The organism is Halanaerobium congolense (genome assembly GCF_004366375.1).
GTDB lineage: Bacteria > Bacillota > Halanaerobiia > Halanaerobiales > Halanaerobiaceae > Halanaerobium > Halanaerobium congolense.
This window is the reverse complement of the sequence record NZ_SOEF01000020.1, coordinates 1-13,777: the sequence shown is the minus strand read 5'-3', so window position 1 is coordinate 13,777 and position 13,777 is coordinate 1. Positions and strand designations below refer to the sequence as shown.

Genomic DNA, 13,777 nt, shown 5'->3' with positions numbered 1-13,777 from the left:
TAAATATAAAATTATACAAAAATTTAATGATTATTGGGATGAGCATTCTCAGATACAATTTTAATTGATTTAGTAACTACAGAAAGCACATCAACTAAATGCTGCTGTTCGAGTTCTTCTATTTTTGAAAAAACTTTTCCTTTTGATGTTGCTACATATTTTGCAGGCAGACGATTAAGAGCATATGTCGCCATATCTAGCAAACAATCTTCATCTTTACAAACATTTTTAAATTCTTCTCTCTTCAACATATCATCCAACATTTTTAAAACTATTTCTTCAGTTAAATTGTTTAATCTTCCTTTTAAATGTTTAAGTCTTTCATCTTTAAACATAATATTCCCCCCCCATTAGTAATAAATCTAATTTTATTTTACAGCTTTAAGATTCTTAAAAAATGCTCTTAAAACTATAATTCTTTATAAAAGCGAAAAACCCTGCCTCAAATATGGCAGGGTCCTTAAGAATAATTAAATATTCCTATTCTGATATTCTCCAAAAACTTCACGCATCTGATCACTAATTTCATTTAGGGTTGCTTTTGCCCTTACAGCTTCAATAATTGGAGGCATCAAATTGTTTCCATCTTTAGCTGCATTTTTGATCTTCAACAATTTTTTTTCCACAAGCAGCTGATCTCTTTCTTTTTTTAACTTTTTAAGCTTTTTTTTCTGTGCCTTTTCCAAATTTGGATCAACTTTAAGTAAGTCCATCTCTTCGTTATGATGACCCCACCTGTATTTATTTATCCCAACAACTATCTTCTTATCTTCATCAATTTCCTTTTGCTTCTGATAAGCACTATCCTGTATTTCTTTCTGCACATATCCAACTTTAATAGCTTCAACCATACCTCCAAGTTTATCAATTTTTTCTAGATACTCTTTAGTACTTTCTACAAATGAAGCTGTCAGTTCTTCTAAATAATAGGAGCCTCCCAAAGGATCAATTACATCAGCAATCCCACTTTCTTCTGCAATTATCTGCTGAGTTCTTAAAGCAATTTCAACCGCTTCTTCAGACGGTAGGGAAAGGGCCTCATCATAAGAGTTTGTGTGCAGTGACTGAGTTCCTCCTAAAACTGCTGCTAATGATTGAATTGTAACTCGAATTATGTTATTTAAGGGTTGTTCAGCAGTTAATGCTGTACCTGCAGTTTGAGTATGAAATCGTAAAAGTTTAGATTTTTCTTTTTTAGCATCAAAATATTCTTCCATTATTTCAGCCCATAGTTTTCGAGCAGCCCTGAATTTTGCTGCTTCTTCCATAATATTCATTTGAGAAGCAAAGAAAAAAGACAGCCTAGGTGCAAAATCATCAATATCCAGTCCAATTTTTAAAGCTGCTTTTACATATTCTACTGCATCTGCTATAGTAAATGCAAGCTCTTGAAGTGCTGTAGCACCTGCTTCTCGTATATGATAACCACTAATACTAATAGTATTAAATGCAGGCATTTCTTCTGAACAGTACTCGAATATATCAGTTATTAATCTTAAAGACTCTTCTGGCGGATAAACATAAGTACCTCTGGCTATATATTCTTTTAAAATATCATTTTGGATAGTTCCAGTAAGGTTTTTAGGATCAACCCCCTGTTCTTCTGCAGTAACAATATACATCGCTAGAATAACAGCAGCAGGGGAATTAATAGTCATTGAGGTGCTAACCTTATCTAAAGGAATATCTGCAAATAACCTCTTCATATCTTCAACACTATCAATCGCTACCCCTACTCTACCGACTTCTCCTTCAGCTAAAGGATGATCAGAATCATAAGCAATTTGGGTTGGGAGATCAAAAGCCACGCTCAGTCCTGTTTGTCCTTGATCTAAAAGATATTTAAAACGCTGATTTGTTTCTTCAGCTGTTCCATAACCCGAATACTGCCTCATTGTCCAAAGACGAGAGCGATACATTGTTGGATAAACTCCTCGAGTATAAGGAAATTCACCCGGAAATGAAATATCTTTTTGATAATCAATATTTTTTAAATCTAAAGGAGTATATAATGCTTTTACTTCTTTATCTGAATCAAATGAAAATTTATCTTTTCTTAAACCAAAACGGTCAACAGTTTTTTGATATTTGTTTTCTTTCCAATTTTTTTCTGCTTTTTTTAAGTCAGATAACTTATTCTGGTTCTGTTTATCATTTTTATATTCTCCCATAAGCATAACTCCTTTTATCTAGTTTTAATTGAAAACCAAGTTCAAAGGCCTCCATATTATCATCAACTGTTTGTGGTGGAACTTTCTCTATGATTGCTTTTTTGATAAATTCTACAGGTATTTTTTTTTGAATTATTTTAGCAATTATTCCTAATACAACCATATTAGCTGAAATTTCTTTTCCAATTTTATTTGCTGCCAGATCTAAAATATTAAGCTGATAAAGATTATTTTTTAGTTTATCTTTTAATTTTGTTGTATCAATTCTGCTGTCAGCAATTATAACACCATAATTTTTTAAATCTTCTCCATACTGATTAAAAGCTTCCTGAGTTAAGCAAACTAAAAGATCAGGTTTTATAACTTTAGGGAAATCAATCTGATCTTCATCAAAAACAACTTCAGCTCTGCTTGCACCTCCACGTGATTCAGGTCCATAGGATTGGCTCTGGCTTACATTTAAATCATCAACCATAACACCTGATTCTGCTAGAATTATTCCAGCTAAAATCATTCCCTGACCACCGGCGCCGCTTAATCTGATTTCATATCTGCTCATTAGAAAGCCTCCTCTTTTTTTAATTTCTTTATAATTTTTTGATAAGACTCTGTATATTCGCTTTCAGGATTTTCAACTTCTTTTAAAATTCCAAGAGGATATTTCCCCTGTTTTTCTTCAAAGCTAAGTTCCTGCCACTTTTTAAAGCTAACTGTATCTTCCTGCTGTTTTTTAAGCATTTCTACAGCATCACCAGCCTTATTCTGGCGGCCATAGCTGACTGGACATTGAGAAAAGCTTTCTACAAAAGAAAACCCCTTGTGTTTTAAGGCAGCTAGATATATTTTTTTTAGCTGTCTTGGATCATGTGTTGCTCCTCTCGCTATAAACCCCCCTCCCGCTCCTTCTACCAATTTTGCCAGATCAAAATTTTGATCTATATTACCATAAGGGGCTGTAGTGGCTTGGTCACCGGTAGGAGTCATCGGAGAAAACTGTCCTCCTGTCATACCATAGATTTGATTATTAAATAAAATTACAGTCAGATCAATGTTTCGACGGGCAGCATGAATCAGGTGATTTCCCCCAATCGCTGAGCCATCTCCATCTCCAGTCATCACAACTACATTTAATCCTGGATTTGCCATTTTTACACCTGCAGCAAAAGCAATTGCTCTACCGTGTGTCGTGTGCAGTGTATCAAAATTTAGATACCCGGTTGCCCTACCTGAACAGCCAATACCTGAAATTACAACTGTTTTATCCTGATCTAAACCACTTTCAGCAAAAGCTCTAATAAATGAGTTTAAAATCGTTCCATGACCACAACCAGGACACCAGATATGGGGAAGTTTATCGATTCTTAAATATTTTTCAAAATCCATTATAATACCTCCTCCAGCAGTGCCCTAATTTCTTCAGGTCTAATTAAATCTCCCGCATAAGAGTTTATTCCAATAACTTTAGCTCTGCCGGCAGCAGCTTTTTTAACTTCTCTAATCAGCTGTCCCTGATTAAGCTCAGGAACAATAATTGTATCTACCTGAGCTGCAAGCTCTGCAACCGCTTCTTCTGCAAAGGGCCAGATAGTCTGAAGTTTAAACCAACCGGCTTTAAGATTATCTTTGCGGGCTGTATTAACCGTACTTATTGCAGCCCTGGCAGCTGAACCATAACTTAAAACAGCGGCATTGTCATCACTTCTAATATTTTTTTCATAAAAAATTATTTGATCTAGATTATTATGGAGCTTATTATGCAAACGGTCCTGCATGAATTTAGCAGTTTCTTTTTTACCATCTGGAAAACCACTTTGATCATGAAAAAGTCCACTGGTATGGTACTTGAAACCACTACCATAATCAGCCATTGGAGGTATTAAATCATCTGTTAATTGATAGGGTAAAAATTGATCTGAATTTTGATTTGATTCGGGCTTTTTTCGATTATATATTTCAATTTCTTCTTTACTTTTTAAATGAATTTTCTCTCTTAAATGTCCAATTACTTCATCCAAAAGCAAAACTACCGGCTGCCTAAATTTTTCACTTAAATTTACGGCTTTAATTGTTAATTCATAACTTTCTGCAACCGAAGATGGAGCAAGTGCAATTATTTCTTGATCACCATTTCTTCCCCAACGAGTCTGCATTACATCACCTTGAGAAGGAGCTGTTGGCAGTCCAGTTGAGGGTCCAACCCGCTGCACATTTACCACAACTACTGGCACTTCAATCATCGTTGCAAAACCCAAGTTTTCTTGTTTTAAAGCAAAACCAGGTCCACTGGTAGCAGTAATAGCCTTTTTGCCAGCCAACGAAGCGCCAATTACCGCTGCCATACCAGCTATTTCATCTTCCATCTGCAAGAATTTCCCACCAATTTGGGGAAGCTCTCTAGCAAATCCTTCTGCTATTTCAGAGGCAGGAGTAATTGGATAACCAGCAAAAAATTCAACTCCTGCTGCCAGAGCTCCTTCCACAACAGCTTGATTTCCTTGGGTAAGTACAGCACTTTTTTTAGGTTTAAATATTTTAGTTTTCATCTTGAGTCACCACCTTCAGTACAAAGTCAGGACAAATTAACTCACAGTTTTGACAGCCAATACACTTCTCTAAGTCATCAATTTTTACTCTATCCCTGCCTTTAATCAAAACATTGGTCGGGCAGACAGAAATACAAATTCCACAATTTTTACACCAGTCAGCATTTTCTAACTTTACCCTATCACCTCTGGCCATATTTTCACTCCTCAAAATTAGTTTTTTATTATCTTGATGCCTAATTACAGGTAGAAATGAAAATGGCTGCTCTCTACTCTCTTCTTCTTAAATTAATTTAAAAACTTATTTAAAATTGTATAAAATATAAACCATTAGCTGATGGGCAGTTAAAGTTCTAAAAATAGTTTATTTAATTTTCTGATGATTTATCCTTAAAATTAAGCCGGCATTTTACTGCTGGCTTAATCGTATTAATTCGTTATTTTTAATTTTTATTCATTTGGCTAAAATTAATTTTAGCCGAGAATTGATAGTAAAGTACCGGCTGCAATTGCAGATCCAATTACTCCAGCAAAGTTTGGTCCCATAGCATGCATTAAAAGATGATTAGAAGGATTTTCTTCCTGACCAACTTTCTGTACAACTCTGGCTGCCATTGGAACTGCAGAAACCCCAGCTGCTCCAATCAGCGGATTGACCTTACCTCCACTCATCTTATACATTAGTTTACCAAACAATACTCCAACTGCTGTACCAAAACTAAAGGCTATTAGTCCTAAAACCAGGATTCCGATAGTTTGTGCATTCAAAAATGCTTCGGCACTTGCTGTAGCTCCAACAGTTAATCCTAAAAAGAGGGTTACTATGTTCATTAAAGAATTCTGAGTAGTTCTAAGTAAACGATCAACTACCCCTACTTCCCGCATTAAATTTCCAAACATCAGACTTCCTAATAGTGGTAAAGCTGAAGGTACTAATAAACCACCAAGTAAGGTAACAGCTATTGGGAAAATTATCTTTTCCTTTTTTGTTACCTGTCTTAACTGCTCCATTTTTACCTGGCGCTCTTCTTTTGTTGTTAAGGCCCTCATTATTGGTGGCTGAATAATCGGCACTAAGGCCATATAAGAATAGGCTGCTACTGCAATCGGACCTAATAAATGTGGTGCCAGCTGGCTGGCAGCAAAAATAGCTGTTGGTCCATCAGCTCCACCAATGATTCCAACGGCCCCTGCTTCTGCCGGGGAAAACCCAAGAGCAATTGCTCCAAAAATTGTAGCAAAAATACCAAACTGTGCTGCTGCACCTAAAAGAGCTGTTTTGGGCTGAGCAATCATTGGGCCAAAATCAGTCCAGGCTCCAACTCCCATGAAAATAATGGGAGGATAAATTCCTAATTTAACTCCTTGATATAGATAATATAATAAACCTCCAACCTGTCCATCTTTTCCAGCTGCCATCAATCCACCTAAGGGTAAATTCACTAAAAGCATTCCAAAACTAATTGGCACCAAAAGTAGAGGCTCATATTCTTTGACTACTGCCAGATATAAAAGTATGGAGGCAATGATAATCATAATAAATTGTCCTAAACCCAGGTTTAAATAACCTGTTGACTGGACAAATAGTAAAATCTTATCTAACATGATCTAACCCCCTACTCAATTACCAGCAGTATATCTTCTGCATCAACACTATCTCCGACTCTTACTTTGATATCTTTAACAGTTCCTGCCTGAGCTGCAGTAATTTCATTTTCCATTTTCATTGCTTCTAACACTATTAGAACATCACCTTTGCTGACACTATCACCTTTTTTAACATTAATTTCTAAAATACTGCCCGGCATTGGAGCTACAATATCTCCTTCACCAATATCAGCAGGTGCTGATATTTCTTTTTGAGCATTACTTTTAGGTTTTGGAGCAGCTTTTTTCGACTTTGCTTTTGGAGCAGCTGCAGAGCTTCTGCTGCCTGCACTACCACTACTTGTGCTGGCAGCTGTTTGACTGCTGCTTTCACTTCCAATTTCCTCAACATTTACAATAAATTCTTCACCATCTACCTCAACTCTAAATTTTTTCATTCTATATTCAGCTCCTATCTTTTCCAGTTTTGATTACTTTTTTGAATAGAGATTATCCGATAATTATTCTGGTCATTTAAGCTCTCATAAATAGCTGCAGTAACTGCTGCTATTTTTTTAGGGGAAATTTCTTTCTCTACCGCATCTGTTTTTTTTATTTCTTTTTCTGCTGCAGCTTCTAGTATTTCAGCTTTCTTTTTGCTTTTATTTTTATCTTTACTCTCTGGTCCAAAAAGTTTTCCGCTAAAATGAAGGAAAACTGAAAGTAAATAAAGGGAAAGAAAAACTGTTCCCATTCCAATTATTAATAATTCCAGACCAAGAACATAATTATTCATACTTTCACCTACTTAATTACAATTTTATAGTTGAACAATCTTATTATATAATTTTTGATAATCTTAAAATCTCCAATATAAATTAAAGTTCGTTTTAAAGATTTAAAGAGGAATATTGCCGTGTTTTTTATCCTGTCCATCCTGACGCTTATTGCTCATCATCTCTAAGCCATTAATCAGTTTGGCTCTGGTTTCATCCATTTTTATCACATCATTGACCATCCCTCTTTTAGCTGCTATATATGGATTGGCAAAATTATCCTTATAGTCATCTATCTTTTCCTGACGCAGCTGATCAGGATCAGCTGCTGCTTTAATCTCCTTACGGTAGATTACATTGGCTGCACCTTCTGGGCCCATAACTGCAATTTCGGCTATCGGCCAAGCATAAACAAGGTCTGCTCTAACTGAGCGGCTGCCCATTGCAATATAGGCTCCACCATAAGCTTTACGCATAATTAAAGTAATTTTAGGTACAGTTGCTTCCGAGTAAGCATATAATACTTTAGCACCATGACGAATTACTCCACCATATTCCTGTTCTGTACCCGGCATATAACCTGGAACATCAACTAAGGAAATAATCGGGATATTAAAGCTGTCTAAAAAGCGGATAAAGCGTGCAATCTTAGTGGAAGCATCAATATTTAAACAGCCTGCAAGATGCTGCGGCTGATTGGCAACAATACCAACACTGCGTCCATTTAATCTGGCAAAGCCAACTACTGCATTCTGAGCAAAATAAGGTTGAACTTCCATAAAGCTGTCTTTATCTGCCAGAACATCTATTACATCTCTAACATCATAAGCTTTCTGTGGATTTTCCTTAACAATCTTTTTCAGCTCTTTAGTGCTGCGGCCCGGATCATCCTGAACCTCAAGCGTTGCTGGCTCTTCTTTGTAATTATCAGGTATGTAAGAAAGTAGCCTTCTGATATTGTCTAAAGCAGCCTCTTCACTGTCTTCCATAAAGTGAGCAACACCGCTGACCTGATTGTGGGTCATCGCCCCACCCAATTCCTCAGCTGAAACTTCTTCTCCCGTAACAGATTTAATTACACTCGGGCCGGTGATAAACATCTTTGATGTGTGGTCAACCATAAAAATAAAATCTGTAATTGCTGGAGAATAAACTGCTCCACCTGCACAGGGACCTAAGATTGCTGTAATCTGTGGTACTACTCCTGATGCCTTTGTATTGCGGTAGAAAATTTCACCATATCCATTTAGTGAGTCTATTCCCTCATTGATTCTGGCTCCACCCGAGTCATTAAGACCGATTATTGGAGCTCCATTTTTCACTGCTAAATCCATTACTTCAGAAATCTTATTGGCATGTGCTTCACCAACTGAACCGCCCATGACTGTAAAATCTTGAGCATAAACATAGACCAGGCGACCTTCTATTGTACCATAACCAACTACAACTCCTTCACCTGGAACTTCCTTTTCATCCATTCCTAAAGATGTGCTGCGGTTTTCTACAAACATATTCAATTCATTAAAAGTACCATCATCTAATAAATATTCAATTCTTTCTCTGGCAGTTTTTTTATTTTTTTTATGCTGTTTTTCAATTCTTGCCTGGCCGCCACCCTGGCGAATCTTTTCCTTTTTATTTTCTAATGACTTTTCCCTATCTTCTACTGACATTATTTTTCCTCCTTAGCAAGTGGTTCACATAATTCTAATAAGACTCCATTTGTTGTTTTAGGATGGACAAAAATAATTTTCATTCCATCTGCTCCTTCTGAAGGCTTATCTCCAATCATTTTCGCTCCCTGAGCCTGCATTACTCTAACCTTATCCTCAATACTGTCGACTAAAACTGCAAAGTGATGAATCCCTTCCCCATTCTTCTCAATAAATTTGGCAATAGTACTATCTGCATTTAACGGCTCAAGCAGCTCAATTTTACTTTCTCCAACTTTCAAAAAAGCAATTTTAACTCCCTGAGACTCAACTATTTCTTGTTTAAGAAATTCTAAACCTAGAACATTTTGATAAAAATTGAGTGATTTTTCCAAGTTCCGTACAGCAATACCAATATGTTCTACTCTTTTGGGATTCACATTGACCTCCTTTATTTAATCGACACAATTAAGGATAGCAAAAAACTGACTACAAGTCAACTTGGATCGTTAAATTCTTATCGATAAATTCTTCAATTAACTGATATGGAGATGCTTCTCCACTTAAAATATCTCTTAAATATTTATCTAATTTATCTTCCTGATCAAATTCCAAAATGATCTTTTCTAAAATTTCTGACTGCAGTAAATTTAATAAATGTTTTTTTAACTGCAGTTTTTTATTTTGCTCCAAAATATTATTATTTCTTAAATAATTATAATGATTTTCTACAGCTTTAACTAAATCTTTTATCCCATGATTATTCAGAACAGAAGTTTTTAATAAAACACTCTGCCAGCTGCCTTTCGATTCATACTCATTTTTTCTATTTAACTTTTCTGTTTCAATTAGAGAAAAATTTGATTTAAGCAGCACCTCCATTTTAGCTGCCCGAGGCAGATCATCTTTATTTAAGATAAAAATATCTCCTACTTCCATTAATTCTGATTTAAAAATTTGAATTTCATCTCCGGCTTCAGGCACAGTAACAACTAAAGTAGTATCAGCCAAACTAACTACATCAATTTCTGTCTGCCCAACTCCAACTGTTTCAATGACAATCATTTCATAACCGGCAGCTGCCATAATTACTGCAGTGTCATAAACAGCAGAGTTAACTCCACCCATCTTCCCGCGGCTGGCCATACTTCGAATGAATATACGCTGATCATTATTAATATCTTTCATTCTTATTCTGTCACCTAAAAAAGCTCCTCCACTCCGCTGACTTGTAGGATCAACTGCAATTACTGCAATTTTTAATTCTGGTTCTTTTAACCACTCTTTAAGCATTAGATTGAGCAGAGAACTTTTCCCAGAACCCGCTGGACCTGTAATTCCAATGATATATGGTTTATTAAAATTTTGATAAAGCTGCTTCATGATTTCTCTGCTTAACGGAGACTTATCTTCTAGAAGTGAAATAGATCTTGCTATTTCTTGTTCTCTGCCATCCCTAACTGCAGCAATAAACTCATTTTGAGACTGCTGAAACAGTTCATTTATTTGCTCGGACAATCCTTTTCCTCCTTTCACCTTTTAAACTTAATTACTATAATTCACCTTAATTCTTCCACATAATTCAGTATTTCTTTAATTGAACTACCGCTGCCAAATATTTTAGTAACACCCAATTTTTTTAAATAATTGTAATCGTCTTTAGGAATAATTCCTCCAACAACAACTGGGATAGTTCTATTATTTTCAGCTTCCATATTCTCAAATAATTTTTTAACAAGAGTTTTGTGCGCGCCTGATAAAATACTAACTCCAATTAAGTCTACATCTTCCTGCACAGCAGTCCTTACAACTTCTTCAGCTGTGTTGCGGAGACCTGTATATATAACCTCCATTCCGGCTTCTTTTAAAGCTCGAGCTACAATTTTTGCCCCTCTATCATGTCCATCAAGCCCTAATTTAGCTATTAAAACCCTCTTTTTTGCTGACATAAGCCAACTCCTTTCAGCTTCTAATTCTTAATTCTAATTCTTAATTGAGGTTAAATATTTGATTGAACTTTAAACAAGCATTATTCGTTCTTCACCACTGTAAATATTAAAGCGCTGACCTCTACAAAATCCAATTAAAGTAATATTTCTATCTCTGGCAATTTTAACTGCAGCATTTGTTGGTGCTGATCTTGACACTAAAAATGGTATTCCCTGCTTTAGTACTTTGATAATCATTTCTGAAGAAATTCTGCCGCTGGTGAGCATAATTTTATCTTTTAAATTAATGTTTTCTATTAGAGCTCTGCCAATTATTTTATCCAGAGCATTATGACGTCCGATGTCTTCAAGCTGATAAATAATTTTTTCAGCATTAGCTAGAGCAGCAGTGTGTGTACCACCAGTTTTTTGAAAATAATTAGTGTTCTGCTGCATTTTTTGCATTAGGACTGTAAATTTCTCAGCCGGATATTGCTGGCTGCTTTTAATTTCCTGAGCCTCAGCACTGTCTTTAAGATTAATGAAGGTTTTACCTCCTCCACAACCAGAAGTTAATGTTCTTTTTTTATAATCATTGGGATGAAAGTCTTCTTCTATTTCTATTAGAGCAACTGTTTTATTATTTTTGAAGATAATATTTTTGATATCCTGCCTTTTTTCTATAAGTCCCTCACTAGCAAGAAAACCGGTGATAAGTTCTTCCAAATTTTCCTTTAAAATCATCAAAGTTAAAAATTGATATCCATTGATAAAAAGTGTCAAAGGATTTTCATTAATAACTACATCTTCTGCTTCAATAAATTCGTTTATTTTAAATTTTCTAATTTTTTCAGTTATTAAAATTTCTTTTTTCATTATACTGCTCCTTTATTACTTAGTTTCAATTAATTCCTGATTAAGCCTGATTAAGATAGTTTGGATTCTTTAAAAACCATATCTTTTCTTATATTTAAATATTTCTCTAACAATTATTATTAACCTTTATTTTTCTAAGCAAATTTAACTAAAAGCCAAAATAAATTTGAACAAAATGTCCTTCGGACAATCTGTAATATAGTAAGGTTAAATTTTGTTGATAGCGGAAATTATGAAACTATAAATATTATCCACAACAAACCATCAGGTATAATTTCCTAGCTAATAAAAAAGCTGCTCAATTAAGAGCAGCTAATAATAATCAGTATTTTAATTCAAAATCAACTTGATTTAATAGTTTTTCCTTATTTAAATATCTCTTCAAATTATCTTTAAAAATTTCGAAACGTCTTTGATCATTTGTTGGTGAAAATCCAGAGGTGTGTGGTGTCAAAATAACATTATCCATTTCCCAAAGTTTACTGGCTTCTGGTAGTGGTTCTGGCTCTGTCACATCAAGACCTGCTCCAGCTATCCAATTTTCTTCTAAAGCTTCAATTAAATCCTTCTGATTAATTAGTGAGCCTCGGCCAATGTTAATTATAAAAGCTGATTTTTTCATGGTTTTTAATTCTTTTCTACCAATTATCCCCTCCGTTTCTGGTGTTCCAGGAAGAGTTAAGATCACATAATCAGATTTTCGAAGCAGCTTATCTAAATCTTGATTTAAGTATATTTGATCAACATAGTCGGGAAGCTTGATCATTGTTCTTTTTAAGGCCAAAACTTCAGCTCCCCAGGCCTTTGCTCTTTTAGCAATTGTGCTGCCAATATCTCCAAACCCTAAAATTCCTACCGTTGAATTGAAAAAATCCTTGATTTCATTTTTGCGCTGCCACTTTTTTTCTTTCTTATTATAAGCATAGTCAATCAAATTACGGTTATGAGCCATAATCATTGCAAATACATGTTCTGCTATTGGTTTGCCGTAGACCCCACTCGAATTTGTCAGCTTAATATCCTGATTTTGGTAAATATCTTTATTAGCATATCGATCAACGCCAGCGCTAGGGAGATGCAGCCATTTTAATTTTTCAGCTTTTTTAACTAAATCTGTTTTCGGCCAACCAAAAACTATTTCTGCCTCTTTTAATAAAGGTAGATAATTTTTTTGGGAGTCAATTAGCTTTAATTCAAATACTGAATCCAACTTATTTATTTTTTCTTCTGCTCCTGCTGGCAGATCAAATATTTTATTTTTAATTACTAAAATTTTGTTCAATTTAATTCGCCTCCTATTATTTCAGCCTATCTCTTAATTCTCCAATTCATCAATTTTTTCTTCTATTATTGATATAATTTCTTTTATAGTTTGTTCACCTTCAATTTTTAAAATTGGACAGTCTAATTTCTGCATCCACTCTTCATGAGTTCTCTTATTTCTAAATTCTGTTTGATCATAATCATATCTGGCTGCTGAATCTAAAAACTTCTGGTGACGCTCAAACATTTTCCCTCCGGGAAGTACGGCACTTCCAAAACGCTTCTGTTCACGAGTTTTTAATCTTCTTAACCTAACATTAATCGGGGTCCAGAGATAAATTACCAGGTCGAACTCATCCATAAAAATATCCCCCCACCCACAAAAAGAACCGCTAATTATCCAGCGGGTTTCATTTTTAAGGTCTTCTTTAAGCAAACGCCTACGCTCTTCAATTGAACGCAGATGTTGATAAGGTGGATTAGTTGATTTCCAAAAATAGTTGTCTGCATCAAAATGAGCAAAATTATGTTTTTCACTCAGTTTCTCTGCAATTGTTGTAGTACCAGAACCGGATGGCCCCAGAATATGTATATGATTTATCATTTATCTGCTCCTTATAAAGAATATTATCTCTTTTCAGCGGTCATAATTAAAGGAATTGACTTTAACTCTCTATACTGATCTCCATTTGGGCTCCCATAGATATTTTTTATTTCAAATCCTGCCTCGGTTAAATATTCTTCTAACTCATCCTTACAGAGAGGATATAATTCTATTTTATTTTCTGATAAAATCTTGTCTTCAAAATGATCAATCAATCTAGTTATAAAATAAATTATATTTTCCTGTTCCTGATACCTATAATCTCTTTCAAAACGAACTAAACCTGAATTATTCATAGCAACCACGAAATAAATTATCAGTCCTAATATAGCAACATTCTATCAAAATATTATTTTCACCCGGTGGGTGAAAGATTT

At 34.9% G+C, this 13,777-nt stretch carries 17 protein-coding genes; all 17 read right to left on the bottom strand.

All coding sequences use genetic code 11. From position 1 onward, the window contains the following. Positions 1-23 precede the first annotated feature (23 nt). On the bottom strand, positions 24-335 hold the full coding sequence (locus tag C7954_RS08260; protein ID WP_133505783.1) for a late competence development ComFB family protein: 312 nt from the start codon (positions 333-335) through the stop codon (positions 24-26). A gap of 135 nt (positions 336-470) precedes the next feature. Beyond that, entirely contained in the window at positions 471-2,171 is a 1,701-nt protein-coding gene (locus C7954_RS08255) for an acyl-CoA mutase large subunit family protein (RefSeq protein WP_134059512.1), read from the bottom strand. Continuing rightward, complete coding sequence (locus C7954_RS08250; RefSeq protein WP_134059509.1) at positions 2,158-2,730, bottom strand: 2-oxoacid:acceptor oxidoreductase family protein; 573 nt, start codon at positions 2,728-2,730, stop codon at positions 2,158-2,160. Before C7954_RS08250 ends, C7954_RS08255 begins: the two co-directional genes overlap by 14 nt. Continuing rightward, positions 2,730-3,554 carry a thiamine pyrophosphate-dependent enzyme gene (locus tag C7954_RS08245; protein ID WP_134059506.1) on the bottom strand — a complete coding sequence of 275 codons (825 nt, stop codon included), beginning with the start codon at positions 3,552-3,554 and terminating at the stop codon, positions 2,730-2,732. The genes C7954_RS08250 and C7954_RS08245 overlap by 1 nt, the downstream gene beginning before the upstream one ends. Then, entirely contained in the window at positions 3,554-4,714 is a 1,161-nt protein-coding gene (locus C7954_RS08240) for a 2-oxoacid:acceptor oxidoreductase subunit alpha (protein WP_134059504.1), read from the bottom strand. The genes C7954_RS08245 and C7954_RS08240 overlap by 1 nt, the downstream gene beginning before the upstream one ends. Next, positions 4,704-4,910: a 4Fe-4S binding protein gene (locus tag C7954_RS08235; RefSeq protein WP_134059501.1), complete on the bottom strand. Its 207-nt coding sequence runs from the start codon at positions 4,908-4,910 to the stop codon at positions 4,704-4,706. The genes C7954_RS08240 and C7954_RS08235 overlap by 11 nt, the downstream gene beginning before the upstream one ends. A 278-nt stretch (positions 4,911-5,188) precedes the next feature. Beyond that, the gene (locus C7954_RS08230) at positions 5,189-6,319 is read right to left on the bottom strand and encodes a sodium ion-translocating decarboxylase subunit beta (protein WP_134059498.1); all 1,131 of its coding nucleotides are present in this window, start codon (positions 6,317-6,319) and stop codon (positions 5,189-5,191) included. An 11-nt stretch (positions 6,320-6,330) separates the two neighbouring features. Further along, on the bottom strand, positions 6,331-6,759 hold the full coding sequence (locus C7954_RS08225; RefSeq protein WP_134059495.1) for a biotin/lipoyl-containing protein: 429 nt from the start codon (positions 6,757-6,759) through the stop codon (positions 6,331-6,333). 14 nt (positions 6,760-6,773) lie between these two features. Beyond that, on the bottom strand, positions 6,774-7,097 hold the full coding sequence (locus C7954_RS08220; RefSeq protein ID WP_134059492.1) for an OadG family protein: 324 nt from the start codon (positions 7,095-7,097) through the stop codon (positions 6,774-6,776). 102 nt (positions 7,098-7,199) lie between these two features. Further along, the gene (locus C7954_RS08215; RefSeq protein ID WP_134059489.1) at positions 7,200-8,750 is read right to left on the bottom strand and encodes an acyl-CoA carboxylase subunit beta; all 1,551 of its coding nucleotides are present in this window, start codon (positions 8,748-8,750) and stop codon (positions 7,200-7,202) included. Continuing rightward, on the bottom strand, positions 8,750-9,169 hold the full coding sequence (mce, locus tag C7954_RS08210; protein WP_134059486.1) for a methylmalonyl-CoA epimerase: 420 nt from the start codon (positions 9,167-9,169) through the stop codon (positions 8,750-8,752). The genes C7954_RS08215 and mce overlap by 1 nt, the downstream gene beginning before the upstream one ends. Positions 9,170-9,218: 49 nt before the next feature. Beyond that, the gene (gene meaB, locus C7954_RS08205) at positions 9,219-10,247 is read right to left on the bottom strand and encodes a methylmalonyl Co-A mutase-associated GTPase MeaB (RefSeq protein ID WP_166667701.1); all 1,029 of its coding nucleotides are present in this window, start codon (positions 10,245-10,247) and stop codon (positions 9,219-9,221) included. A 41-nt stretch (positions 10,248-10,288) separates the two neighbouring features. Continuing rightward, a complete protein-coding gene (locus C7954_RS08200) occupies positions 10,289-10,678 on the bottom strand; it encodes a cobalamin B12-binding domain-containing protein (protein WP_073159957.1) in 390 nt (129 codons plus the stop codon). A 69-nt stretch (positions 10,679-10,747) separates the two neighbouring features. Beyond that, positions 10,748-11,533 carry a formate dehydrogenase accessory sulfurtransferase FdhD gene (fdhD, locus tag C7954_RS08195; RefSeq protein ID WP_073159955.1) on the bottom strand — a complete coding sequence of 262 codons (786 nt, stop codon included), beginning with the start codon at positions 11,531-11,533 and terminating at the stop codon, positions 10,748-10,750. A 322-nt stretch (positions 11,534-11,855) separates the two neighbouring features. Further along, the gene (locus C7954_RS08190) at positions 11,856-12,815 is read right to left on the bottom strand and encodes a D-2-hydroxyacid dehydrogenase (protein WP_073159953.1); all 960 of its coding nucleotides are present in this window, start codon (positions 12,813-12,815) and stop codon (positions 11,856-11,858) included. Positions 12,816-12,848: 33 nt separating this feature from the next. Then, complete coding sequence (locus C7954_RS08185) at positions 12,849-13,400, bottom strand: AAA family ATPase (protein WP_073159951.1); 552 nt, start codon at positions 13,398-13,400, stop codon at positions 12,849-12,851. 23 nt (positions 13,401-13,423) lie between these two features. Beyond that, complete coding sequence (locus C7954_RS08180; RefSeq protein WP_208320679.1) at positions 13,424-13,696, bottom strand: hypothetical protein; 273 nt, start codon at positions 13,694-13,696, stop codon at positions 13,424-13,426. Positions 13,697-13,777: the final 81 nt, after the last annotated feature.